The 24,095-nt window shown below is 66.6% G+C and carries 19 protein-coding genes; 9 read left to right on the top strand and 10 right to left on the bottom strand.

The features are described 5' to 3' along the window. Window positions 1–185 precede the first annotated feature (185 nt). The 3 genes from AC1RQK_RS35930 to AC1RQK_RS35920 form a co-directional block, all read right to left on the bottom strand. Window positions 186–911: an MgtC/SapB family protein gene (locus tag AC1RQK_RS35930; protein WP_492814154.1), complete on the bottom strand. Its 726-nt coding sequence runs from the start codon at window positions 909–911 to the stop codon at window positions 186–188. Window positions 912–1,036: 125 nt separating this feature from the next. Next, entirely contained in the window at window positions 1,037–3,793 is a 2,757-nt protein-coding gene (gene mgtA / locus AC1RQK_RS35925; protein WP_492373048.1) for a magnesium-translocating P-type ATPase, read from the bottom strand. Between the two features lie 124 nt (window positions 3,794–3,917). Beyond that, entirely contained in the window at window positions 3,918–4,085 is a 168-nt protein-coding gene (locus AC1RQK_RS35920; RefSeq protein ID WP_492373047.1) for a hypothetical protein, read from the bottom strand. 653 nt (window positions 4,086–4,738) lie between these two features. Between AC1RQK_RS35920 and AC1RQK_RS35915 the strand changes: the two genes are divergently transcribed. The 9 genes from AC1RQK_RS35915 (at window position 4,739) to AC1RQK_RS35875 (ending at window position 18,993) form a co-directional block, all read left to right on the top strand. Further along, complete coding sequence (locus AC1RQK_RS35915) at window positions 4,739–5,239, top strand: DUF6630 family protein (protein WP_492814151.1); 501 nt, start codon at window positions 4,739–4,741, stop codon at window positions 5,237–5,239. A gap of 562 nt (window positions 5,240–5,801) precedes the next feature. Next, complete coding sequence (locus AC1RQK_RS35910) at window positions 5,802–6,704, top strand: polysaccharide deacetylase family protein (RefSeq protein WP_492814149.1); 903 nt, start codon at window positions 5,802–5,804, stop codon at window positions 6,702–6,704. 127 nt (window positions 6,705–6,831) lie between these two features. Beyond that, a complete protein-coding gene (locus AC1RQK_RS35905) occupies window positions 6,832–7,518 on the top strand; it encodes a MotA/TolQ/ExbB proton channel family protein (RefSeq protein ID WP_492373044.1) in 687 nt (228 codons plus the stop codon). Then, window positions 7,518–7,934, top strand: coding sequence for a DUF2149 domain-containing protein (locus AC1RQK_RS35900; protein WP_492373043.1), 417 nt, complete (start codon window positions 7,518–7,520; stop codon window positions 7,932–7,934). The genes AC1RQK_RS35905 and AC1RQK_RS35900 overlap by 1 nt, the downstream gene beginning before the upstream one ends. After that, window positions 7,934–12,070 (top strand): cobaltochelatase subunit CobN, encoded by a 4,137-nt coding sequence (locus AC1RQK_RS35895; protein WP_492373042.1) that lies wholly within the window; start codon window positions 7,934–7,936, stop codon window positions 12,068–12,070. The genes AC1RQK_RS35900 and AC1RQK_RS35895 overlap by 1 nt, the downstream gene beginning before the upstream one ends. A 215-nt stretch (window positions 12,071–12,285) precedes the next feature. After that, window positions 12,286–13,368, top strand: a complete 1,083-nt coding sequence (gene cobW / locus AC1RQK_RS35890; protein ID WP_492373041.1) for a cobalamin biosynthesis protein CobW — start codon at window positions 12,286–12,288, stop codon at window positions 13,366–13,368. A gap of 59 nt (window positions 13,369–13,427) precedes the next feature. Continuing rightward, window positions 13,428–17,258 (top strand): cobaltochelatase subunit CobN, encoded by a 3,831-nt coding sequence (gene cobN / locus AC1RQK_RS35885; protein WP_492373040.1) that lies wholly within the window; start codon window positions 13,428–13,430, stop codon window positions 17,256–17,258. Then, window positions 17,255–18,319, top strand: a complete 1,065-nt coding sequence (locus AC1RQK_RS35880) for a magnesium chelatase ATPase subunit I (protein WP_492373039.1) — start codon at window positions 17,255–17,257, stop codon at window positions 18,317–18,319. The genes cobN and AC1RQK_RS35880 overlap by 4 nt, the downstream gene beginning before the upstream one ends. Then, a complete protein-coding gene (locus AC1RQK_RS35875) occupies window positions 18,229–18,993 on the top strand; it encodes a vWA domain-containing protein (RefSeq protein ID WP_492814145.1) in 765 nt (254 codons plus the stop codon). Before AC1RQK_RS35880 ends, AC1RQK_RS35875 begins: the two co-directional genes overlap by 91 nt. Window positions 18,994–19,618: 625 nt before the next feature. Here the strand turns inward: AC1RQK_RS35875 and AC1RQK_RS35870 are convergent. The 7 genes from AC1RQK_RS35870 to AC1RQK_RS35840 form a co-directional block, all read right to left on the bottom strand. After that, window positions 19,619–20,392 carry a 2OG-Fe(II) oxygenase gene (locus AC1RQK_RS35870; protein ID WP_492373037.1) on the bottom strand — a complete coding sequence of 258 codons (774 nt, stop codon included), beginning with the start codon at window positions 20,390–20,392 and terminating at the stop codon, window positions 19,619–19,621. Then, complete coding sequence (locus tag AC1RQK_RS35865) at window positions 20,389–20,694, bottom strand: metal-binding protein (protein WP_492373036.1); 306 nt, start codon at window positions 20,692–20,694, stop codon at window positions 20,389–20,391. Before AC1RQK_RS35865 ends, AC1RQK_RS35870 begins: the two co-directional genes overlap by 4 nt. 21 nt (window positions 20,695–20,715) lie before the next feature. Further along, window positions 20,716–21,423: a 2OG-Fe(II) oxygenase gene (locus tag AC1RQK_RS35860; protein WP_492373035.1), complete on the bottom strand. Its 708-nt coding sequence runs from the start codon at window positions 21,421–21,423 to the stop codon at window positions 20,716–20,718. A gap of 12 nt (window positions 21,424–21,435) precedes the next feature. Further along, window positions 21,436–22,500 carry a bifunctional DNA-binding transcriptional regulator/O6-methylguanine-DNA methyltransferase Ada gene (gene ada, locus AC1RQK_RS35855; RefSeq protein ID WP_492373034.1) on the bottom strand — a complete coding sequence of 355 codons (1,065 nt, stop codon included), beginning with the start codon at window positions 22,498–22,500 and terminating at the stop codon, window positions 21,436–21,438. Window positions 22,501–22,586: 86 nt separating this feature from the next. Beyond that, on the bottom strand, window positions 22,587–23,231 hold the full coding sequence (locus AC1RQK_RS35850; protein ID WP_492373033.1) for a DNA-3-methyladenine glycosylase family protein: 645 nt from the start codon (window positions 23,229–23,231) through the stop codon (window positions 22,587–22,589). Between the two features lie 2 nt (window positions 23,232–23,233). Beyond that, entirely contained in the window at window positions 23,234–23,785 is a 552-nt protein-coding gene (locus AC1RQK_RS35845; RefSeq protein WP_492373032.1) for a methylated-DNA--[protein]-cysteine S-methyltransferase, read from the bottom strand. A gap of 53 nt (window positions 23,786–23,838) precedes the next feature. Beyond that, complete coding sequence (locus AC1RQK_RS35840) at window positions 23,839–24,015, bottom strand: hypothetical protein (protein ID WP_492373031.1); 177 nt, start codon at window positions 24,013–24,015, stop codon at window positions 23,839–23,841. Between the last annotated feature and the right edge of the window lie 80 nt (window positions 24,016–24,095).

The following is a 24,095-nucleotide window of genomic DNA, read 5'->3' as shown; positions in this document are numbered from 1 at the left end:
CTTCTTTGCCGACGCAAAGAAGAGTGACCGGCAGCCCCCGCAGGGGGATGTCGTATGGCTCTTGGGTCCAAAAACCAACACCGCAAAATAAAAGCGCAATCAAGCAACAAGAGCCCAATGTGCTGCTCTTGGGTCCAAAAAACCAACGCCGCCCCAAATAGACCACAAGCACAAGCCAACCAAAATCAATCCGTCGTACTAGGACTCCAAAACGCCTGATGAATATGCTCCGACTCCGCCAACTCCGCCATCAACCGATCCAGCACATCCCCATCGACGGAGGTTGACGTAAGCACCGCTTCAATCTCGACATCGCTATCCCCGAACGCATGCACCTCCAGGTCCCGGGTCGGGTAGTTCCCCGCCTCCAGCGTATCCTCAAGCAAGCGCAACGCCAGTTTCTGCGCGGAGCGCGGCGCAATCACATAGACCGTGTTGGTCACCTCCACCGCGGTCGTATCCATTGGCTGCTGGTTGATGCGATTCACCACCGGCCGCAACAGGGTATTGGCCGCCAGCACAAACAGGCAGCCCAGCCCGGCCTCGAGAATCAGGTCCGCCCCCGCACTGGCGCCAATCGCCGCCGATCCCCATAGCGTGGCCGCGGTATTCAACCCCCGCACATTGCCTTCCTCTCGCATGATCACGCCGGCACCGAGAAAGCCGATGCCCGAGACCACATAGGCCACCACGCGTACCGCGCCGTCGTGCCCGGCCATGCGGTTGGCCATGTCGACAAAGATGGCGGCACCTACCGCCACCAGCACATTGGTGCGCAGGCCAGCCGTGCGCTGGCGGATCTGCCGCTCGTAGCCGATCACCGCGCCGAGGATGAAGGCGGTGGTCAGGCTGACGGTGGTGTCGAGCAGCGAGCCAAGGTTGATGTTTTGAAAGGCTTGGAGGGACGTCATGGTTTCCCCGGGCTTGAAAGTTATTGTTATGGAACCGCTTGCGTCTTTTTACGCCGGCCAGGTGTCACGCCGATGTCATCGGCGGCGCCTTTCGCGCAAGTATCGCGATAGGCGCCGCCCAAAGCTTATTGCCAGCCAAAGCGTCGGATATAGAACCGCTTGACCGCCGTCACCAGCAGGGCGTAGCCCAGCACGATGCCGATCATCCAGGGAAAATAGCCCGGCGGCAATGCCTCCAGCTTGAAGTACGCCGCCAGCGGGCCCATTGGCAGCCAGATGCCCACGGCCATGATGGCCACCGTGGCCAACGTCAGCGGCCACGCCGCGCGGCTCTGAATGAACGGCAGCTTGGGCGTGCGGATCATGTGCACGATCAGCGTTTGCGTGAGCAGCCCGACCACGAACCAGCCGGACTGGAACAGCGCCTGCGCCTCCACGTTGTTGGCGGCGAACACGTACCACATCACCACATAGGTCGTGATGTCGAAGATCGAGCTGATCGGGCCGAAGACCACCATGAAGCGGCCGATGTCGCCCGGGTTCCAGCGCAGCGGCCGCGCCACCAGTTCCTTGTCCACGCGATCGAACGGAATCGCGATCTGCGAGACGTCGTACAGCAGGTTCTGCACCAGCAGTTGCAGCGGCAGCATCGGCAGGAAGGGCAGGAAGGCGCTGGCCACCAGCACCGAGAACACGTTGCCGAAGTTGGAGCTGGCCGTCATGCGGATGTACTTCAGCATATTGCTGAAGGTGCGCCGCCCTTCGATCACGCCTTCTTCCAGCACCATCAGGCTCTTTTCCAGCAGGATGAGGTCGGCGGCTTCCTTGGCGATATCCACCGCGCTGTCCACCGAGATGCCGATATCGGCCGCGCGCAGCGCGGGCGCATCGTTGATGCCGTCACCCATGAAGCCAACCACGTGGTCGTTGGCGCGCAGCGCCAGCACCAGTTGCTCCTTGTGAAGCGGCGACAGGCGTGCGAATACGTTGTGATCTTCCACGGCACGGGCCAGCGTCGGGGCGTCCATCTTCTCGATGTCCGGCCCCAGCAGCACGCGCGTGACGGGCAGCCCCACTTCGCGGCAGATCTTGGCCGTGACCAGTTCGTTGTCGCCGGTCAGCACTTTCACCGTGACGCCGTGCTCGGCCAGCGCCTTGAGCGCGGGCAGCGTGGAATCCTTGGGCGGATCGAGAAAAGCGATGTACCCGACCAGCGTCAGCTCGCATTCGTCGGCCACGCCGTACTGCGTTTGCGTGGTGGGCGTTTCCTTCATGGCCACAGCCACCACGCGCAAGCCTTCCTCGTTGAGGTCGTGCGTCACCTGGCGCACGCGCGCCAGCATATCGGCGTCCAGCGCTTGCGCCGCGCCATCGATCTGCACGCGCGTGCAGATGCCCAGCATTTCCTCCACCGCGCCTTTGCAGATCAGCTCGTTGTGATCCTCGCGCTCGGCCACCACCACCGACATGCGGCGCCGCTCGAAATCGAACGGGATCTCATCGACCTTGCGGTAATGCTGCGTCAGCTTCAGCTCGCTTTGCAGCTCCACGTGATCGAGCACCGCGCGGTCGAGCAGGTTCTTCAGGCCGGTCTGGTAGTAGCTGTTCAGGTAAGCGTGCTTGAGCACGTCGGTGCTGATGCGGCCCAGCACATCGGTGTGGCGCTCCAGCACGATCTTGTCCTGCGTCAGCGTGCCTGTCTTGTCGGTGCACAGCACGTCCATGGCGCCGAAATTCTGGATCGCGTCGAGCCGCTTCACGATGACCTTGCGGCGCGACAACATCACCGCGCCCTTGGCCAGCGTGGAGGTCACGATCATCGGCAGCATCTCGGGCGTGAGCCCTACCGCGACGGACAAGGCAAAGAGGAACGCCTGCGTCCAGTCGCCCTTGGTAAATCCGTTGACCAGCAGCACCAGCGGCGCCATCACCAGCGCGAAGCGGATCAGCAGCCAGCTCACCTGGTTGACGCCAGCCTGGAAGGCCGTGGCCGAGCGGTCGGTGCTGGTGACGCGCTCGGCCAGCGTGCCGAAGTAAGTGTGGTTGCCGGTGGCTAGCACCACGGCGGTGGCGGCGCCCGAGACCACATTGGTGCCCATGAAGGCGATGTTGGAGAGCTCCAGCGGGCTGTCGTGGCGATCGCGCAGCTCGGCGAATTTTTCCACGGGCAGCGATTCGCCCGTCATGGCCGCCTGGCTGATGAACAGGTCCTTGGCCGCGATGATGCGGCAGTCGGCGGGAATCATGTCGCCGGCGGAAAGCGCGACCAGGTCGCCAGGGACCAGCTTGCGGATAGGCACTTCGATCTTGTGCGGCGGGCGGGAATGCACGTGCACGTTGAAGTACTCCGCGCTGAAGGCGGCAACGCCGGCCGAAAGGTCCCGCCGGATCACCGTGGCGGTGGTGCTGACCATGGCCTTGAGGCTTTCCGCGGCCTGGTTGGAGCGCCGCTCCTGCACGAAGCGCAGCAGCGTGGACAGCGTCACCATGGTGCCGATGACGATCGTTGCCTTCATGTCCTCGGTGAAGTAGGAAATCGCCGCCAGCAGTGTCAGCAGCAGATTGAACGGGTTGCTGTACGAATGCCACAGGTGCAGCCACGCAGGCAGCGGCTTTTCATGGTCGACTTCGTTCGGGCCGAACTGCTTGAGCTTTTCGTCCGTCTCGGCGCTGGTCAGCCCATCCTCGTGGGAGTGCATGCGTACCAGTACGGCTGGCACGTCCTCTCGCGCGGCGCGCTTGAGCGATTGTGCCAACTGCTCTGGCACGGTGCGCGACGGCCCCGGCTTGCCCAGCGACTCGAACATCGCCAGCCGGCGGAAGTGGTGGGTCGCCCGGCGCGTGCGCAGGAAGGCGACGAAGAGCGTTTTCATCAGGTTCATCGGTGCGGTTTCCCAAAAGTCCCGGCGTGCCGGGCAGCGATGCTGGAGTAAGGCGAGGAGCGGCAAAGGCGGGCGCGGCGCGCCGCCTTCGCCGGATGCGGTGAGCGTGACAGCGGCGCGCGCGTCAGCCCGGCCGGGGCCGGTGCGCGGCGTCATGACGCGCTGCGGCACGGCGCGCGGGGGGCAGGGCCAGCGTGAGCAGGAGGACGGCGGCACTGCCTGGCCCGCCGGCGTGGCAGCGCAGGATCTGCAGCGCCAGCAAGGCATGTTGTGCGATGAAGAGGGACGGCATGGGGCCTCCTTGCGCTAACGCTCGACGGCGCGCGCAGGCAGCGGCGGATAACGCATCGCGAAACTGCGGACGAACGCATTCTCGCGGCGGGATAGCCGCAGGCATTTGCAACGAACTGGGAGGGGGTCGCACGGAGAACCCGTGCAACGGACCACTACCCGCCGGTATCGGCTAGGCAGTGGCGGTAAGACGCCTGGACTTGCCTAGCCGTTCAAGGTTTGGCCGTAAGGCCAACTAGAACAACTGTCCATGGAGATGACTCCGAAGCGATAACGGGGCGAAGGGTAACAAAGGCGGCGCGCGCTTGGCAATCTTTTTCTTCCGGCTTTTTCCGCCGAATAGGACACGTCCTAAACTTTGCGTTTTTCGTGCCGTAAGGCAATGCGTATGGGCTGGTCTTGCGAGACGATCAGCGCGCCTTCGATGCGTCTTCCATGCGTATGTGTAGTAGCGCCTCGCACCAACCTTTGTCAGAATAGGGGGCTGCCATTTTCGCGGCGTTGGGCAAAGCACCGCCAGACGCTCAGCCACTCGGATGCTCACACAAGGTTCCGGCATTCGAGTCAACCACCGCGTCGGCTCGCGGCATCACGCCGTGGCCTGCCAGCATCGAACCCCTTCCGTTCCCTGTGTTCCCAACCTGCCAGAAGCCTATGACCACTGTGCTCCCGAGTGAAACGCAGGACGCCGTGCGCGAGCTGATCCTGCTGATTTCTCTGCACGACCAGGATGCCGCGGACAAATACTGGACCGCGTTCCAGCATGCGCTCGCGCGCACCGAGACCGGCTGCGAGGGCCATATGCTGCTATGGCCGCTGACCGAAGCGATCGGCGCCGCAGGCTTCTACGTGGAATGGAAAGACACGGCCGCCCTGGTGCGCGGTGTGCAAGCCATGTGCGACCGGGTCGGCCTGCGCGTGGACTGGGGCGCGCCCGAGCCGCTCGCGGCGGCCTTCCTCGCGGGCAAGGATGTGCCCGGCTTGATGGCGATCGCGCAGGTCTCGTTGCAAGCGGCCGGCTTTACGCTGTGGTGCTGGGACACGCAGGCGGACGCCTACGCGGGATGGATGATCCGCAGTGCGGACGAGCCGGTGCTGGCAGAGCTTGCCGGGCATCTTCACCTGATGATCGATCCCGCGGATGAAACCTACTGAGCCGGCTCCGGCTCAGCGTTCACAATTGTTGACATTTGCACCGGGTGGCCGCGATAGCCTCGTGGCCGTCCGATGCTGGCTCGGCAGCATGCCTGTGCGCTTTGTGCATTGCCGCTGCCTTTCACGCCTTTCGACAAAGCCGGACCGTGCGCTCCACGCGCGCGCCAGGTGTATCGTCTGGCGGGATTGCCAAACGGGTGAGGCGCAGTGACACAGTTGTTTGCGTTTGCAAAATGGGGGAGCCGCTAACCTGTCGGCCGGGGTGTCCAAAACGGCATCCCTTACCCGCAGGCAGCAGTGCCCCCTGCTGCCGATTTGCCCGCCAGGCCATGTCTCATGGCCTGGTTTTTTTTCGCTGCGCGGGCTCGGCTGCACCAGCGCAAAAGCGCGCCAGCACGATATGGCACAATGCCATTTTGCTTTTTGCCGGGGCCACGGCGATCGCTGCGGCGATTCGCGCACATGGCTGCGGTTCGCCCCCATTTCTTTAGCTTGAGACTCATTCCGGATTGCCCGCGCAGCGCGCCAAAGAGCGCCCGAAGTGGCGAACCGGACGCCCCGCATGCGCTTTTCCCATTTTGTTCGTCTCGCCGCCGGGACCCTGGCGTGCAGCCTGAGTCTCGCCTGCTTGGCCGCGCAGGCAGCCCCTTCCGACATGCCGGCGAGCGCGCTGCCCGCGATCCAGCTGGCCGCCCTGCGCGCGCAGCGGCCGCTCCCGCCCATCCGCTTCCTGCTCACGTTCGACGACGGCCCCGATGCCGGCGAGGATGGCAGCACGCCGCTGATTCTGCGCCAGCTTGCCGATAACCCGGTGACGCCAGGCATCAAAGCGCTCTTCTTCGTGCAGACCGCCCACCCGAGGCGCGGTGGCGGCGAGGCCGGCAAAGCGCAGATGCACGCTACCTGCCTCGCCGGCCATCGGCTGGCGGTGCATAGCGGGTTGCCGATCGGGCATCTCTCGCACACGCGCATGTCGCCCGAAGAACTGGAGGCGTCGCTGCTGTCGGGCGAGGCCGACATCATCGCGCAATGCCGCGGCGCGGCCCAACTGGTACGCCCGCCCAACTGGGCCTACAACGATGCGGTGCAGGCGGTCTACCGCAAGCTCGGCCTGGGCATGCTGATGTCGGACGTGAACGCGCGCGACGGCAAGATCTACGGCTGGCATATCAGCCTGCGTCGCCGCTCCCATATGAATAGCGAGCTCGCGCAGGTCAAGGTGGCCATCGCCGAGCAGCGGCTGCCATCCATGGGGGGCGTGGTGCCGATCGTGGTGAGCTTTCATGACACCAACGACTACACGGCCTCGCACATGACCGAGTACCTGCAGATCCTGGTGGAAGAAGCCCGGGAGAATGGCCTGGTGCTGGCGGACCCGCCGTTCTACACGGATGCCCGGGTGGCCGAACGCGCCGCGCGGCTGCGCGCGCAGTCGGGCGTGTATGCGCGCGAAAGCTGGCCCTGAGGCCTTGGCGGCAAGGCAATCGCAGGCGGGTCCTGGCTTGGGATAAGGGGGCACCTGCGACGTACAATACTGCGCCGGGGCCCGCCGTGGCCTGCCGATCCGCCTAACCCAACTGCCGCCAATCACAATGGAAAGCGTCGTCACCGAGATTTTCTTTCGCCTTTCCACGGCGTTCTTCTGGCCGGTCGCGCTGGCGTTGCTGGTGCTGTTCGTGCTCTCGCTGGCCGATCTCGGCAGCCTGATCGTGCAGTCCCGGCGCCGCGCCGTGGCGCCGCGCAGCGATCTCCCCGCGCTGGCCAACGCGCTGGCCTCCAGCCTGCAAAATGGCACGCAGGCGCATCTGGACGCGGCATTGCTGTCGCCTTCGCTAGCCCGCTTCTGGGGCATGCTGGAAGAACGGCTCGCCCGGCTCGATTCGCACGAACACCTTGACCTGTGGCTGGACGAAACGCTGCAGCGCGAGGAAATGCGTGTGGCCAACCGGCTCGACCTGACCCGCACGCTGGTGCGCATCGCGCCGATGCTGGGCCTGGCCGGCACCATCATCCCGCTCGGTCCGGCGCTGCAATCGCTGCTCGGTGGCGATATGGCCGGCATGGTCAACCACCTGGTGATCGGCTTTGGCGCGGTCGTCTGCGGGCTGGTGCTGGGCGGCATCGCCTACGTGCTGACGCTCACGCGCGAGCGCTGGGCGCGCAGCGATCTCAAGGAAATGGAAAACCTGTGCGAGCTGGTGCTGCGGGCCATGCCCGAACCAGTGGCGCCCGCTGCACACGCGCGCGCCGCCATCCATCTGGCCGGGACCCAGGCCTGATGGACGCGGGCCAGGGACACCAGTTCAGGCGGCGGCGCTTCGTGCGGCGGCGCCGCGCGCAGGGCGAGCTTGCCTCGGTGCATCGGGAAGACCCGCTAGCTGGCGTGGCCAACCTGTTCGATGCCTCCATCGTCTTTGCGGTGGGCCTGATGGTGGCGCTCACGCAGGCGTTCAGCCTGACCCAGCTGCTCAATCCCGACTCGCAGTTCACCATGGTCCAGCGCGATCCGCGCACCGGCGAGCTGCAATGGCTGGAGAAGAACCGCAAGGAGGTCAAGGTCAGCAAGATGTCCCCGCGGCAGAAAACGGGCGAGGGCACCCGGCTGGGCGTGGCTTACCAGTTGCCGGATGGCAGCGTGGTGTATGTGCCGGAGGGCGCGGCGGCCGGCGCGGCCTCGGCCACGGGCGCGCGTTGATGGCTTCGGCGCGGCGGGTTTCGCTGTGGCAGCGCTGGCTGCTGCTGATGCTCGGGCTGCTGTGCGGGTGCCTTGCCGGCCCGGGCCACGCCCGCGCAGCCCAGCCCGGACAGCCAGCCCCGGTACGCGTGCTGCTGGTCACCACCAACACGCACCTGCTGCCCGCGGCCGAAGCGCGCCTGCGCGAGCTGGCCGGGCCGGGCAGGGTGGTGCTGGATGCCGTGACGGCAGCGCCCGATGCCGCGCAAGTCGCCGCCGCCGATGTCATCTACGCGTATTTCGTTCCCACGGCCGTGCTGCGCCAGATGGCGCCGGCCGTGCGCCAGGCGCGGCAGCGCGGCGCGCTGGTGCTGGCCGCGCCGGCAGCGTCCGCCGAGGCCGCCTGGGGCTTTGGCCTGGACGCCGCGCGCAACCAGGCCGCCGAGGCTTACTGGAGCGCCGGTGGCGCCGACAACCTCGCGGGCTGGATGGCCTGGCTGGTGGCCACCGTGCGCGGCGAGCAGGCCATGGCCGTGCCGCCGCCGCGCCCGCTGCCCGCGGCCGGCATCTATCACCCGCGCGCAGCGCAAGCATTTGCCACGCTCAAGGACTATCTCGCCTGGTACCGCGCCGGCGCAAGTGGCCTGCCGGCCGGCGCACCGCTGGCCGGCATTGCCTTCTATGCCAGCAACTATCGCCAGCAGGATCTCGCGCATATCGATGCGCTGATCGCGGCGCTGGAGCGCCAGGGCATTGGCGCGGTGCCGGTGTTCGGCTGGCCGCTGTCCGGGCTGGATCCGATGCTCACGGTCGACGGCCAAAGCCCGCTGCGCGCATTGCTGACGCTGAACCTCACCATCAGCCGCGCCGAGGACAAGGCCTGGCTGGAGCGCCACGGCCTGCATGCCATCAACCTGATCGCCACGCGCGACAGCCAGGCCGGCTGGCGGGCCGATGCGCGCGGCATTGGCGGCGAGCGCCTGCCGCTGCTGCTTAACACGCCCGAGCGGGCCGGCGTCTCGGAGCCGATCCTGTTCGCCACGCTGGAGGACGAACACGGCGCCAAGGCCAGCCGTGCCGTGCCGCAGCGGGCAGACGCTGCGGTGGCCCGCGTGCGGCGCTGGATCGCGCTGCAGGACAAGCCAGCGGCGGACAAGCGCATCGCCATCCTCTACTACAACAACCCGCCGGGCCGCGGCAATATCGGCGCCAGCTACCTGGCTACGCTGCCCTCGCTGGTGCAGGTCATGGCGCGGCTGCGCGAGGCGGGCTACCGCACGGGCGCCACGCTGCCGGACACGGCCGAGCTGACCGCGCTGCTGGAGCGCAATGGCCGCAATATGGAGGAATGGTCGCCCGGCGAACTGGCTGAGATGGTGTCGCGCGGCCGCGTTACGCTGCTGCCGATGGCGCAGTACAAGCGCTGGTTCGATGCCTTGCCGATGGCGTTTCGCCAGTCGGTGGTGGCCGCCTGGGGCCCGCCCGAGCGCAATCCGCTGATGCTGGTGGGTGACGGCCATGGCGGGCAGGATTTCGTGATTCCGGGCCTGCGCTTCGGCAATCTGTTCGTTGGCCCGCAGCCGCTGCGCTCCACCTTCGCGCGAGCGATGGACAGCTCGCACGATACGGTGACGCCGCCGCCACACTCCTATATCGCCGCCTACCTGTGGTATCGCCACGCCTTCGGCGCGGACGCAATGGTCCACGTGGGGCGCCACGGCACGCTCGAATGGCTGCCTGGCAAGCAGGTGGGGCAAAGCGGCGACGACAGCGCCGAGGTGTTGCTGGGCGACCTGCCCAACGCTTACTACTACATCCAGGACGGCGGCGGAGAAGCCATCCAGGCCAAGCGCCGCAGCGCTGCCGTGCTGGTCAGCCACCTGACCCCGCTGATCGCCCGCGCCGGCTGGCCGGACAAACTGGCCAAGCTCGACGCGGTGATCGAGCAGCAGGAGGCCGCCGCCGACAGCTCCCCGGCGCTGGCGGACCAATACCGCCTGCAGGCGCTGGCGCAGATCCGCGCCCTCGGGCTGGACCGCCAGCTCGGGCTGGATCCCGGCGCGCCATGGGAGCAGGTCGAACCCGTGATCCACCGCTTCTTGCATAAGGTGGAAGCCGAGCCGGTGCCGCTGGGCGTTCACACGCTGGGCGAGCTGCCGCCGTTGGATGCGCAGCGCCAGGCGCTGGCCACCGTGCTGGAAAGCGCATTCGACGCGAGCGAGATGCGGGTGATCGGCAAGGACGCGCTCTCGCGCTGGGCCGGCGCATTGGCAGAAGGCCGCGAGCCGGACGGCGCTGCCAACGCGCCATTGCCGCCGCCGCTGGCGCAGAAGGTAAGAGCCGCGCTGTCCAGTACGCGCGCCTGGCTGGCCAATCTGCGCGAATCGCCGCGCCGCGAGCTGGATGGCCTGGTGACCGTGCTGTCCGGCCGCTACCTGCCGACCGCGCCGCTGGGCGACCCCGTGCGCACCCCGCAGGGCCTGCCCACCGGGCGCAACCTGCACGCCTTCGACGGCGCGCTGATCCCCACGCCCGCGGCCTGGCAGCTCGGAAAGCAACTGGCCGCGCAGACGCTCGCGCGCTATCGCGAGGAAACCGGCAAGGCGCCCGAGCAGGTCTCGATGGTGCTGTGGTACGGCGAAACCGAGCGCCACCAAGGCGCGATGGAGAGCGAGGCGCTCTACCTGATGGGCGTGGAGCCGGTCTGGAACGCGCGCGGCGTGGTGGAGGATGTGCGCCTGATCCCCGATGCCGAACTCGGCCGCCCGCGCGTCAACGTGCTGTTCACCATCTCCGGCATCTACCGCGACGGCTTCGGCGACAAGGTGGCGCTGCTGGACAAGGCCGCGCGCCTGGCCGCCGCCGCCGGCGACAACGCCATCAGCCGCCACGACCGCGAAGCGCAGGCCACGCTGCTGGCGGCCGGCGTGGAGCCGCAACTGGCCGCGCGGCTGGCCCGCGCCCGCGTGTTCGCCGCCAAGCCCGGCAACTACAGCATCGGCGTGCAGCAGATGGTGGAGCAGAGCAAGGACGCGGCGCAGGCCGGCGAGCCGCCGGGCGCGCTGGCGCGGCAGTACTTGCGCTACATGAATTTTGCGTTCTCCAGCGAAGGCTGGGGCGAGACCGCGCCGCAGGCGCTGGCCAGCCACCTCAAATCCAACCAGGCCGTGTTGTTCTCGCGCGCCAGCACCCTTTACGGCGCGCTCGACAACGACGATACCTACCAGTACGCCGGCGGCCTCAACATGGCCACGCGCGCCGTCAGCGGGCAGGCGCCGCGCTTCTGGCTGCACAACCTGCGCCGCGCCGGCGAAGAGCAGACCGTGGATGCCCGCACCTGGCTGGCCACCGAGCTCAACGCGCGCAACTGGAACCCGCGCTGGATCGAAGGCATGCAGCGCTCGGGCTATGCCGGCGCGCGCGAAATGTTCAAGGAGATCGAGCATCTCTACGGCTTCCAGGCCACCAGCCCGGAGCAGATGAGCGGCAGCTTCTGGCAGAACACGTATGACGTCTATGTGGCCGACAAGAATGGCCTGGACATGGACGCTTTCTTTGCGCAAAACAACCCGCACGCGCGGCAGGGCATCCTGGCCCGGCTGCTGGAAGTGGACCGGCAGGGGAGCTACCGCTTCACGCCTGCCGAGCGCGCCGACATGGCACGGCGCTATGTGGCGTCGGTCAATCGCGATGGCTTGTCCTGCTCGGCCAATAGCTGCGGCAATCCCGTGCTGATGCAGTACATCGCCGGGCTGGGGCAGCAAGCCCGGCTGCCCACGGATGCGCTGCGCGAATTCTCCGCGCGGCTGGCGACAGCCATGCCGGGGCGCGAGCCAGCCGCGCCGGCGGCGGCGTCTGGCCGGGCTGCACCGCCCGACGCATCCCGTGCGAGCCCGCCGCCGGCCCGGCAGGCCAAGCCGCAGCCAGCACCGGCGCCGCGTCCCGCGACCGGCCAAGTGACGGGCCAAGTGACAGGCCAAGTGACAGGCCAGTTGCTCGAAAGCCGCGTGCTCAAGCTCGCCGCGCCCGCCCCGCTCAGTGGCCTGGCGCCGCGCGAGGCGCTGTGGAGCGCTGCGCTGATGCTGCTGCTGGTTGGCGCTGGCGCCTTTGCGGAGTGGTGGCGCGGCCGTGGCCGGCGGCAGCCCGCGCCACGCTGACGCGCCGCGGGTGGACAGCACCGTGCGATCTCTTTATGCTGATCCCCTCGCCGCGGCCAGGCCCGTCGCCGTTTGCCGACACTGCGTTTGTCGATACTGCGTTTGTCGATACTGATTACCGGCTGCGCAAAACATAACTTGCGAAGGGCCAGCCACGCCGCGCATCGCACGCCCCGATTCAACCCCAGCGCCAGCGCTGAATTCCCCTATCCACCATGCAGACCCGTAAAATCCCCGCCACCATCGTCACCGGCTTCCTTGGCAGCGGCAAGACCACCTTGCTGCGCCATATCCTCGAGAACGCCAACGGACGGCGCATTGCGGTGATCGTCAACGAGTTCGGCGAGTTGGGCATCGATGGCGAGATCCTGAAGGGTTGCGGCATCGGCTGCGACGAATCCGGCCAGAGCAATGGCCAGCTCTATGAGCTGGCCAACGGCTGCCTGTGCTGCACGGTGCAGGAGGAATTCTTCCCGGTGATGGAGCAATTGCTGGAGCGCCGCGGCGATATCGACCACGTGCTGATTGAGACCTCCGGCCTGGCGCTGCCCAAACCGCTGGTGCAGGCCTTCAACTGGCCCAGCATCAAGAACGCCTTCACCGTGGACGCGGTCGTCACCGTGGTGGACGGCGCGGCAGCCGCGGCCGGCCAGTTCGCCGCCGACCCGGACGCCGTGGACGCGCAGCGCAAGGCCGATCCCAACCTCGATCACGAGTCCCCGCTGCATGCGCTGTTCGAAGACCAGCTCGGCGCGGCCGACCTCGTCATCCTCAACAAGACTGATCTGATCGACGACGCGCAGCGCGCCGAAGTGCAAGCGCTGATCCGCCCGGAGATCCCCGCCGAAGTGAAGATCGTCGGCGCGCAGGGTGGCAAGCTGGATATCGCGCTGCTGCTGGGCCTGAACCGCGCCTCGGAAGACACCATTCACCTGCGTCCGGATCACCACGGCTCGGCGGACGATTCCGATCACGCAGATCACCATCACGACGAGTTCGACTCCGTCGTCGTAGAGCTGGGCGAGGTGGACCGCGACCCGTTGATCGATGGCCTGCGCCAGCTGGTGGAAAGCCACACCATCTACCGCATCAAGGGCTTTGCCAAGCTGCCAGCCAAGCCCATGAGGCTGGTGCTGCATGGCGTGGGACGGCGCTTTGACAGCTACTTCGACCGCCGCTGGCTGCCGGGCGAGGCGCAATCCACGCGTATCGTGCTGATCGGCCAGGCGCTTGACCAGCCTACGCTGCAGGCCGCCCTGGAGGCCGCGCTGAGTGCCGCCGCCGTGCGTACGGCGTAAGGCGCAAGGCATAAGGCCCACAACCAGCCCACACCAGCCCACACCAGCCCAGGCACCCGATGCACCTGCTTTCCACCCGTCCGGGCGGCTTCGTCGACGATAACGCCGGCGTGGTGCGCATTGCACAAAGCCCGGCGCAAATCGTGGTGCTCAGCGCGGCGGATACCACGCTGTCGCTGCTGGCCGGCGTCTTTCCGCGCCTGGGAGAGGGTTTTCCCACGGTGCGGCTGGCCAACCAGATGTACCTGCGCCAGCCGGCTTCGCTCGACATGTATGTGGACGACGTGCTGCAGCACGCACGCGTGGTGGTGGTCGACCATCTTGGCGGCGACAGCGACTGGCCCTATGGCCTGGAGCGGCTCACCGAACTGGCGCGCTCGCGCAAGCAGCTGCTGGTGATGTTCTCCGGCGACCTCGCCGAGGACGCCAACCTGCTCGGGCGCGGCAACGCGCCGCAAGCGCTGGCCAGCAACCTGTGGCGTTACCTGCGCGAGGGCGGCGCGGACAACGCCGAGCAGTTCTTCCGCTGCCTGGCGCATCACGCTTTCGGCTGGGGCGAGCCCGCCCTGCAGCCGCGCGTGCTGCCGCAGGCGGCGATCTATCACCCGGCACACGGCGTGGCTACCGCGGCGGACTGGCAGCGGGAGTGGGCGCAGGATGGCCATGCCGATGCGCCGGTCGTGGCGCTGGTGTTCTACCGCGCCCACCTGCAGGCTGGCAACACCGCTGTGTTCGATGCCCTCATCGCCGCCTTGCGCGCACAGGGCATGAACCCGCTGCCGCTGGCGGTCAATTCACTCAAGGACACGCTGTGCCGCGAGGTGCTGCAGCATCTGTGCGCCGGGCACGGCGCGGCGCTGGTGCTGAACACCACGGCGTTTGCCGTCTCGTCGCTGGACGCGCCTGAAACCCTGGCGCTCGCCGGCGACGCGCCGGTGCTGCAGGTGATCCTGAGCGGCGGCAACCGCGAGGACTGGCTGCAGGACAGCCAGGGCCTGGGCCCGCGCGACGTGGCCATGCATATCGCCATGCCCGAGGTGGACGGGCGCATCATCACGCGCGCCGTCAGCTTCAAGGGGCTGGCCTATCGCTGCCCCCATACCGAGGTCGACGTGGTGCGCTACCAGCCCGACGCGCAGCGCATCGCCTTCGTGGCCGAGCTGAGCCGCCGCTGGTGCCGCCTGCGGCAGCTGGACAATGCCGACAAGCGCGTAGCGCTGGTGCTGGCCAACTATCCGGCCAACGAAGGGCGCATCGGCAACGGCGTGGGGCTGGATACGCCCGCCTCCGTAGTGGGCATTCTCGGCATGCTGCGCGAGCAGGGCTACCACTGCGAAGGCCTGCCTGCCGATGGCGACGACCTGATGCGCGGGCTCACGCAGGGCATCACCAACGACCTGACGCACCGCGACCTGCGGCCGGCGTTCCAGAGCCTGTCGATGGCCGACTACCTGGCGCACCTGAGCCGCCTGCCGGCGGACAACCAGCGCGCTCTTGCCGAGCGCTGGGGCAGCCCGGACCAGGACCCGATGGTGCGGCAAGGGCGCTTCATGATCGCCGGCGTGCGCAGCGGGCATCTGTTCGTCGGGCTGCAGCCGGCCCGGGCGTACGCGCTGCCGGGCGAGCAAGGCAGCCAGAGCTACGCCAGCTACCACGATGCCGATCTGGTGCCGCCGCATGGCTACCTGGCGTTCTACTTCTGGCTGCGCCACAGCTTTGGCGCCGACGCCATCGTCCACGTGGGCAAGCACGGCAACCTGGAATGGCTGCCCGGCAAGAGCGTGGCGCTGGCCGATACCTGCTGGCCCGATGCCATCCTCGGGCCGCTGCCGCATCTCTATCCCTTTATCGTCAATGACCCGGGCGAGGGCGCGCAGGCCAAGCGGCGCGCGCAGGCCGTCATCATCGACCACCTGATGCCGCCGCTCACGCGCGCCGAGAGTTATGGCCCGCTGCAGGACCTGGAGCGGCAGGTCGACGAATACTACGAGGCGCTGGCGGTGGACCCGCGCCGCGCGCGGATGCTGCGCAAGGAGATTCTGAAGCTGATCGTGGACCAGCAGCTGCATCGTGAACTGGGGCTGGATGCGCCGGCGGATAGCGATGGGGAAGATGCGCTGCTCAACCGCACCGACGCTTACCTGTGCGAGCTGAAGGAATCTCAGATCCGCGATGGCCTGCACGTTTTCGGCGTGTCGCCGCAGGGCCGCCAGCGGCGCGATACGCTGCTCGCGCTCGGGCGCTTTCCGGTGGGCGACGGCAAGGGCGCGCAAGCCAGCTTGCTGGCGGCGCTGGCCGCCGACCTGGCATTGGGCGATGGCTTCGACCCGCTCGATGCCGACTGGTCCGCGCCCTGGCAAGGGCCGCGTCCGGCGCAACTGGCCACGCTGGACGGCGGGCCGTGGCGCCATCATGGCGATACGCGCGAGCGCCTTGAGATGCTGGCCACGGCGTTGCTTGGCGATGTGGCTGGCGACGTTGCCTTGCCGCGGGCTTCGGCCGTGCTCGCGCGCCTGCGCCAGGACGTGATGCCGCGCCTGGATGCCTGCGGCCCGCAGGAAATGCGGCAACTGTCGCGTGGGCTGGCTGGGCAGTTCGTGCCGCCGGGCCCCAGCGGCGCGCCTTCGCGCGGCCGGCCGGATGTCCTTCCCACCGGGCGCAATTTCTACTCGGTCGACACGCGCGCGGTGCCAACTCGTACGGCATGGACGCTGGGCCTGAAGTCTGCCAACCAGCTGATCGAGCGCCACCTGCAGGAGCACGGCGAGTATCCGCAGTCCATTGGCCTGTCCGTCTGGGGCACCGCCACCATGCGCAGCGGCGGCGACGATATCGCGCAGGCCTTCGCGCTGCTGGGCGTGCGGCCCAAGTGGGCGGCCGGCAGCTACCGCGTGACCGACTTCGAGATCTTGCCGATGGCGATCTTCGACCGTCCGCGCGTCGACGTCACGCTGCGCGTGTCGGGGTTCTTCCGCGATGCCTTCGCCAACGTCATGCGCCTGTTCGATGCCGCCGTGCAGGCGGTGGCGGAGCTTGACGAACCCGCCGAAGTCAATCCCGTGCGCGCCCGCATCGAGAGCGAGCGCGCGCGGCTGGAAGCCGAGGGCGTGCCCGCTTCCGAGGCGCGCCGCCGCGCCGGCTGGCGCGTGTTCGGTGCCCGCCCGGGCGGCTACGGCACCGGCCTGCAGGACCTGATCGATAGCCGCAACTGGCAGGACGACAGCGATCTGGCGCAGGCCTACCTGCATGCCGGCGGCTACGCCTATGGGCAAGGCACGGATGGCGTCGAGGCGCGCGCCAGCTTTGCCCTGCGCCTGTCCAGCCTGGACGCGGTCGTGCAGAACCAGGACAACCGCGAGCACGACCTGCTCGACGCCAACGACTACTACCAGTTCCAGGGCGGCATGGTAGCGGCCGCGCGCGCGTTCGGCGGCGCCCAGCCGGCGATCTACCACGGCGACCACAGCAACCCGGCGGCGCCGCGCATCCACACGCTGCAGGAGGAAATCAGCCGCGTGATCCGTGCGCGCGTGGTCAATCCCAAGTGGATCGACGGCGTCAAGCGGCACGGCTACAAAGGGGCGTTCGAGATGGCCGCCACGGTGGACTACCTGTTCGGCTTCGACGCCACCACCCGCGTGGTGGCCGATCACCAGTACGCGCTGGTGACCGATGCCTATGTGAACGACGCCGGCACCCGCGCCTTCCTGCGCCAGCACAATCCGCGCGCGCTGCACGCCATCTGCGAGCGCCTGCTCGAAGCGGCGCAGCGCGGCCTGTGGCAGGAGCCGGGTGAGCGTCGCGCCCAACTGGAACAACACCTGCTCGATAGCGAGCAGGCGCTTGAAGGAATCGAAGGAATCAAAGGAATCGAAGGAATCCCCTCATGAATGCAACCGCCCGGCTCGCCCGCATGCCATTTCCCTTCAGCGCCCTGGTCGGCCAGCAGCGCCTGCAGCAAGCGCTGCTGCTCGCCGCGGTGGATCCCGGCATCGGTGGCGTGCTGGTCAGCGGCCCGCGCGGCACGGCCAAGTCGACCGCGGCGCGAGCCCTTGCGGAATTGCTGCCCGAAGGCCAGTTTGTCACGCTGCCGCTGGGCGCCAGCGAGGAACAACTGATCGGCACGCTCGACCTCGGCCACGTACTGAAGCAGAGCGAGGTCCGCTTTGCCCCCGGCCTGCTGGCGCGCGCGCACCAGGGCGTGCTCTATGTGGACGAAGTCAACCTGCTGCCGGATCACCTCGTCGACCAGTTGCTGGACGTGGCCGCCAGCGGCGTCAACGTGGTGGAGCGCGACGGCGTGTCGCACCAGCACGAGGCGCGCTTCGTGCTGGTGGGCACCATGAACCCGGAAGAGGGCGAGTTGCGCCCGCAGCTGCTGGACCGTTTCGGTCTGTCGCTGGCGCTGGAGAACTGCACGGACGCCGCGCAGCGCCAGGCGATCGTCAAGGCCCGGCTCGCGTTCGACAACGATCCGGTGGCCCTGCGCACGCGCTTTGCCACCGAGCAGGAAACGCTCACGCGGCAGGTGCGGCTGGCGCGCGCCGCGCTGTCCGCGCTTTCGTTCAGCGATGCCGTGCACGAGCGTGTCAGCCACCTGTGCCTGGCCGCCGCCGTCGACGGTGTGCGGGCAGACCTGGTGATGCTGCGCGCGGCGCGCGCGCTGGCTGCCTTGCAGTGCGACGCGGCGGTGGTGCCCGCGCATGTGGACACCGTGGCGGAGCTGGTCCTGCACCACCGGCGCCAGGCGCCGCCCAACGCTGGCGGGCAGGCCGGTGGGCAGGCCGATAGCGCTGGCCATGCGAATGGCAGCGGCGATGGCGATGGCCGCAATGCGGGCGACGCAGCCGCCAACAACCCATGGGGCGCGCTCCCGCCCCCGCCGGCAAGTGCTGCGGCCGGTATCGCCCCGGTCAAGGGCGTGAGGCCGCTGCCCGCAAAAAAAGCCTGAGCCACCGGCAGGCCGCCGCCGAACCCGGGCAAGGCGGCAACCGGTGGCAAGCCTCTCGTTTCGCCCCACGTCTGCCCGCGCCGCACGGCCGCCCGGGCAGCTCGCGCATCCACTGGACACGGACGCTGGCTGCCAAGGGCAGCCAGCCGTTTGCGCCGAGCCACCTGCGCTGGCGCGCACAGCAGGCGCACGCCGGCGTGCTGCACTGCTTCGTGCTCGATTGCTCGGCCTCGATGCTGCATGGCCGCCAGCTCGCGCTGGCCAAGGGCGTGCTGCTGCGCCTGCTGCAACGCGCCTACCAGGCGCGCGCCGAGGTGGCGCTGGTGTGCTTCGCCGCCGGCAGCGCCGAAGTCCGCCTGCGGCCGGCACGCGCTCGCCCATGGAGCGAAGCCTGGATCCGCCCGATCGCCGGCGGCGGCGGCACGCCGCTCGCGCTCGGCATGGAGCGCGCCGCCCAGTTGCTGGCCCACGCCGCGCGACGGCGCCCGGCGCAACAGCGCTGGCTGTGGCTGCTCAGCGACGGCCGCAGCACCGAGCAGCCGCCGCGCCCGCATTGGGCTGATGCGGTGATGGTGGTGGATTTCGAGCGCCAGGCGGTGGCGCTGGGGCGCTGCCGGCAGTTGGCGCTGGGGTGGGAGGGTGAGTATCTGGTGGCGGATGCGTTGATGGGGTGATGTTGCGCAGAGTCGCCATGACCTCGGCTACGGACGATCAGCGCATCGTCCCCCTCGAATCTGAATTATCTCAATGGAAGTCTCGACGACCGGAGCCATCCTTGGTGCACTAAATCGCCGACCAGACCTGCATGGCTTGCTGACAAACTTTGAGCCATCTGTCAACATAGAAACATGGAACCGATTAACTTCCTCGTCCACTTTCACCAGCGTCGCGGTCGCAGCCCCATGCACCGTGGTTCGTTACGCTTACAGTGTTGATTCGGCCCCCTCCAGTCCCGACTGATGCTGATAGTGACCAAGGCGCCAACGGCGCCTTTTTTGTTTTCTAACTCTCAAGGAACCCGATATGACTATGGATTTGAGCGCTGTGACGGTCCGTGCAACCGCAGAAGAAGACTGGGAAGTCCTTAAGACTATTCGTCTCGCCTCCTTGCAGGACAGTCCAACCGCGTTCGGCCTGAGTCTCGGTTGGTCAGCCCATGATTAATCAATGACTGATCCGCACCGATATGCGGACACCTGAGGTCGTGAATTCCGTGAAGCCGATTGCGCCGGCCAGACATGCACGACGGATGGGCAGGCACAGAACTCCTGCCCCGAATGGCGGACCGACGTACGCCAATTATCTAGCATCATGAAAGATGATGCCCAAGGTATGCCGCTGACCCCGATGCAGCCTGCTAACACCATGACGCAGACTCAGGCGATGGAATCCTCGCGCCGAGCGCACGGGTCTGTGATTCACGGCAAAGATTGCTGCATCACCTTGACGCAGGGGCACGACCTGAGCACGTCCCGGCTTTGTCGGGTGCGTTTCGGTTAGCAGCAACTCGCCACCGTCAAAGTCGCGCCCCGGCTCGTTGAGCAAGAAGACCGCCTGGAACGGAAATACGTGGTCGCCATACAGATCTTGGTGGAGGCAACAATAATCGTTGGCGCCATAGCGTAGCAGGAGCGGGGTTGGACGGGTCTGTCCTGCCCGGCGGCAGATTTCGCTGAATTCCGCATGTGTGGCCGGAAACCTCTCCGCAATGCGCATGACCGCATGCCAGCGATTCGCAATTGGCGAGAGACGTGGATAGAGGTCGCGCCGCAGTTCACTGATGAGATCAGGCAGTGGGTCTCGAAAGTATTTGTATTCGCCTCGCCCAAATGCGTATCGCTCCATCACGATCCGGCTTCGGAATCGCTGGTCCTCAGGAAAGTATCCAGTGACTGACTCGCACTGCTCGCATGTCAAGAGCGCCGGAATCACGGCGTATCCATCGCGCGTCAACGCTTCCTCGAATGCGAGCCAGTCAACCATCGCAAGCTTGTCGGCCAGGGACTGCGGTTTCAAGGGTTCTCTTCCCGAGGCCTTCTCCAAGACCGCGTTGAATAGCGTTTCAGCGGTCATGACTGCACTCGATTTCGTGATGTAGGGCGGCTTCCAGTGGCTTGCGTCCTCTTCCAGGCAGCGTATCGAACAGGCATGCAAACCGCACACGGCCGGAAGCAGGCGGCGATAGCGATCGACTCGTCGAGAAAGAAGACCCGCTGTTTGATATAGCCCCCGCGGGCGATGGACTGCAGGGCCGCCCGGCAATCAAATCTGCCGTAGATCCGCCCGCCTCGATGGCCACCAAGTGTGCCTGGCACCGAGCTTTCATAGGGCTTGCCGTCCCGTCCGATCAGCGTCCAGGTTCTCGATTCGGTCATAGTCCGATCCACCATTTAGGCTCACACAAAATGATGGAACGTGAGTTCCACGCCAATACGTTCACCCTGCCGGATGCGACTGATCGCGTGCTTGAGGTTGACCCGATAGTCGCCACGCGTGCCTTTGAACGGGCGCTGAGCTGTCGTGATAATGGCCACATCGCCAAGTTTGAGCGGAACGACCAGTGGCCGTGATTGCATGCGTGGGCGCTGCTCCGTCATGACAAACTCCCCGCCGAGGAAGTCGTCGCCCGGTGTCGTAAGCAAGGCAACGACTTGCATCGGGAATACGTGCTCTGCATCACTGCGTTGGTGCAACGCGACGTAGTCTCCAGCACTCAACCGGCTCAAGTAAGACTGGCCGCGCTTCTGTCCCGCCGCGCTGCATTGCTGGAGGAAAGCGGACAATTCCTCTGGGTAGCGGTAACTTATGTCCAGTCGCTCGTTCCATGAGTTGGCAATTGCCGCGAGCTTGGGATAAAACGCTTCGTGCAGCGACTGCCACGGGTCTGGTAAGTTCTGATCGAAGTAGAACAGATCACCTTGCCCGAGCTCGGTGGTCACCAATGGCATTCGGCGCGTCTTTCCGTCGAAATCGGTCCGCCGCGCCAGCTCGCGCGCCCGATCGGCTGCAAGCAGTCCCGGAATCACGGCGTAGCCGTCTGCATCCAGGTGGCCGTATATGGCAAACCAATCCAGTTGATTGAGCGCATCGGAGAATTGCGTCATGGCAGCATCCTTTCAGGTTTGAGCTTCGCGTTGGAGCAATTCGCGCTTGCGATCCACGCCCCAGCGGTAGCCGGCGATATCGCCATCGCGCCGCACCACGCGGTGGCATGGAATGGCCACGGCAATGTGGTTCGCTGCACAGGCCTGCGCTACGGCACGCACGGCCTTGGGAGCGCCGATGCGCTCGGCGATCTCCGCGTAGCTCACGGTCGTGCCCGGCGGAATCTCGCGCAGAACCCGCCAGACGCGCTCCTGGAAGGCCGTGCCCTGTACGTCCAACGGTAAGTGCAGCCCGATAGCCGGTGCCTCGATGAACCCCACTACCTGGGCGATCAATTGCTCGAACTCAGCATCGCCGCCGATAAGCCGAGCCTTGCGGAACTGGTCCTGCAGGTCACGCACCAGCGCATCCGGGTCATCGCCCAACAGAATGGCGCAAATGCCGCGCTGGCTCTGTGCGACCAGAATGGCACCTAGCGAGCACTGTCCCACCGCGAATCGAATGACCGCCCCGGTGCCGCCTGCCAGGTAGTCTCGCGCCCGCATGCCCAGCAGATGGTCGGAGGCTTCGTAGAACCGGCTATTGGAGTTGAAGCCGGCGCCATAAATCGCGTTGGTGACCGAAGCGTTGGGTGTGCTCAACTCCTCCCTCAACTTGCGGGCACGATAGGCCGAGCTGTAGGCTTTGGGGGTGAGGCCCGTTTCGGCCCTGAACAGACGGTGGAAGTGGAACGGGCTCATGCCGATTTCGGCTGCCAGGTCGTCGAGCTGGGGCGGTGTCTCTGACGCCTCGATCAGGCGACAGGCACACTCCACCAGCGCGGCGCGCTCGGCTGCCGCGCTGGTCTGGTCGCCACGTGCGCGGCGGCTGCGGCGGTAGCCCGCCGCTTCGGCAGCTTTTGCCGAGTCGAAGAACTCCACATTTTCGCGCTTGGGTAACCGTGCCGTAGAGCTAGGCTGACAGTACACACCCGTGGTGCGCACGGCATAGACGAAGTGCCCATCGGCCGCGACATCCCGCGCCTGCACAGCCTCCCAACGGGTATCCTCGGTTTCGTAGACATGGGTCGTATTCATGGCGACAGTCCTGGAATCGTCAATCACAGAGACAGGATAGGCAGGAATTCATTCGCAAGAACTCCGATTCTTGCGAATGAATTTCATCATTTAGGCGGCAGTCGCCACAAGTACCAGGCCGCGACAGTCCGCCAGGGACTCCAGGCCCCGCCGATCTCGCGCAACTGCCGAGGTGTCGGCGCCTCCTCCAAGCCCTTCAGGCGCCGGTAACCCTCGCGCACGCCGAAGTCGTCCACCGGCAGGATGTCTGAGCGCTCCAATGAGTAGATCAGGAACATTTCGACGGTCCAGCGCCCCACGCCACGCAGGCAGACCAAGCGCTCGATCAGCGCGGCGTCAGGAAGGCGCCGAGCTTCATCGAGACTGGGCACAAATCCGTCCACGGCGGCCTGCGCAATGCCACGTATGGTGGCCAGCTTGGCGGCCGAGAAGCCGCACGCGCGCTGTGACTCAGGATCGGTCGACAGGAGTTGTGCCGGCGATGGGAAGGAGGCTCCCGGATAGAGCGCCAGCAGTCGCGCAAGAATCGCATCGCCGGCCTTGGCGTGCAACTGTTGGTAGGCGATGGCGCGCACCAAGGCTTCGTAGGGCTCGCGCGCAGGTTTGGCCTCATGTCGGCATGGGCCAACGATGGCGATATGGCGCGCCCAGTCTGCATCTAGACCGGACAAGTACTGAGAGGCCCGTTCGTACGCGCGCGGAGACAAGTCAGCTGCAATGGTATCGGCCAAGATCAGATCCCCGGCAGCATGGCAGTCTGTGGTTCGGCACGCTCTGGCGCGATCGCCCTCTCGTGTTCCAATAGCCAGCGCTTACGGGGCACCCCCCAGGCGTAACCCTTGAGGTCGCCATTGCTGGCGATGACCCGATGACACGGTACGATGACGGCGATCGGATTGGCGCCATTGGCTGCACCGATGTCGATGGCCGCGCGCGGATCGTCGAAGCCCAGTTCCTTGGCCAGCTTGCCGTAGGTCGTGGTCGTGCCGGCCGGAATGCGGCGCAGCGCGGCCCAGACCCGGCGCTGAAGCTGAGAGCCAGCGGTCTCAGTCCGCAGGGCATCCAGCGCGCCCAATTCACCCGAAAAATAGCGAGCCAAGGCTTCGGCGATCTCGGATGGGGCCGGAACTTCAACCAGCTCGACACTGCCATAGTGCTCGCGCAAGCTGCGATGCTGGCGCGCCTTGTGGTCGGCAAAATCGAGCCCGCGCACAATCTGCCGCGCATCGGTGACGAGCAGTAGGTCGCCCAGCGGCGACTCCAGATAGCTCAAGAACAATTGCATGATGCACTCCTTGTTGAATGAATCGGCGGGCACACTTGGTGTGGTCAGTCTGCTCATCTCAGGCGGGTAACGCCCCATTCTCCAAACAGGTAGGCCTCGCCGCTTTCCATGCGCAGCTCGATGGCACCGGCATCGCCGACCCGCCATTGCGCCGCGCCCATGTCCACCAACGACTGGCAATAGGCCTCAATCTGGCGGCGCGCTTCGGCCCGTTTGTTCGTCGGTTCCATGGATATCGAGTGCATGGGAGCGTCTTGGCAACTGCGGCTACTTTAGGTGTATCGTCTCGGGAAAAAACTCCGACTCTTGC

The sequence above is a fragment of the Cupriavidus sp. GW822-FHT02D05 genome, assembly GCF_058802485.1.
Note: the sequence above shows the minus strand (reverse complement) of the source record. Positions and strands in the feature narration are given on the sequence as shown.

Coding starts and splice junctions, on each gene's coding strand:
- AC1RQK_RS35930 (WP_492814154.1), bottom strand. CDS start 911: ATGACGTCCCTCCAAGCCTTTCAAAACATCAACCTTGGCTCGCTGCTC.
- AC1RQK_RS35865 (WP_492373036.1), bottom strand. CDS start 20,694: ATGACCGAATCGAGAACCTGGACGCTGATCGGACGGGACGGCAAGCCC.
- AC1RQK_RS35870 (WP_492373037.1), bottom strand. CDS start 20,392: ATGACCGCTGAAACGCTATTCAACGCGGTCTTGGAGAAGGCCTCGGGA.
- AC1RQK_RS35875 (WP_492814145.1), top strand. CDS start 18,229: ATGGGGCGCGCTCCCGCCCCCGCCGGCAAGTGCTGCGGCCGGTATCGC.
- mgtA (WP_492373048.1), bottom strand. CDS start 3,793: ATGAACCTGATGAAAACGCTCTTCGTCGCCTTCCTGCGCACGCGCCGG.
- cobW (WP_492373041.1), top strand. CDS start 12,286: ATGCAGACCCGTAAAATCCCCGCCACCATCGTCACCGGCTTCCTTGGC.
- AC1RQK_RS35900 (WP_492373043.1), top strand. CDS start 7,518: ATGGACGCGGGCCAGGGACACCAGTTCAGGCGGCGGCGCTTCGTGCGG.
- AC1RQK_RS35880 (WP_492373039.1), top strand. CDS start 17,255: ATGAATGCAACCGCCCGGCTCGCCCGCATGCCATTTCCCTTCAGCGCC.
- ada (WP_492373034.1), bottom strand. CDS start 22,500: ATGAATACGACCCATGTCTACGAAACCGAGGATACCCGTTGGGAGGCT.
- AC1RQK_RS35905 (WP_492373044.1), top strand. CDS start 6,832: ATGGAAAGCGTCGTCACCGAGATTTTCTTTCGCCTTTCCACGGCGTTC.
- AC1RQK_RS35915 (WP_492814151.1), top strand. CDS start 4,739: ATGACCACTGTGCTCCCGAGTGAAACGCAGGACGCCGTGCGCGAGCTG.
- AC1RQK_RS35920 (WP_492373047.1), bottom strand. CDS start 4,085: ATGCCGTCCCTCTTCATCGCACAACATGCCTTGCTGGCGCTGCAGATC.
- cobN (WP_492373040.1), top strand. CDS start 13,428: ATGCACCTGCTTTCCACCCGTCCGGGCGGCTTCGTCGACGATAACGCC.
- AC1RQK_RS35845 (WP_492373032.1), bottom strand. CDS start 23,785: ATGCAATTGTTCTTGAGCTATCTGGAGTCGCCGCTGGGCGACCTACTG.
- AC1RQK_RS35895 (WP_492373042.1), top strand. CDS start 7,934: ATGGCTTCGGCGCGGCGGGTTTCGCTGTGGCAGCGCTGGCTGCTGCTG.
- AC1RQK_RS35860 (WP_492373035.1), bottom strand. CDS start 21,423: ATGACGCAATTCTCCGATGCGCTCAATCAACTGGATTGGTTTGCCATA.
- AC1RQK_RS35840 (WP_492373031.1), bottom strand. CDS start 24,015: ATGGAACCGACGAACAAACGGGCCGAAGCGCGCCGCCAGATTGAGGCC.
- AC1RQK_RS35910 (WP_492814149.1), top strand. CDS start 5,802: ATGCGCTTTTCCCATTTTGTTCGTCTCGCCGCCGGGACCCTGGCGTGC.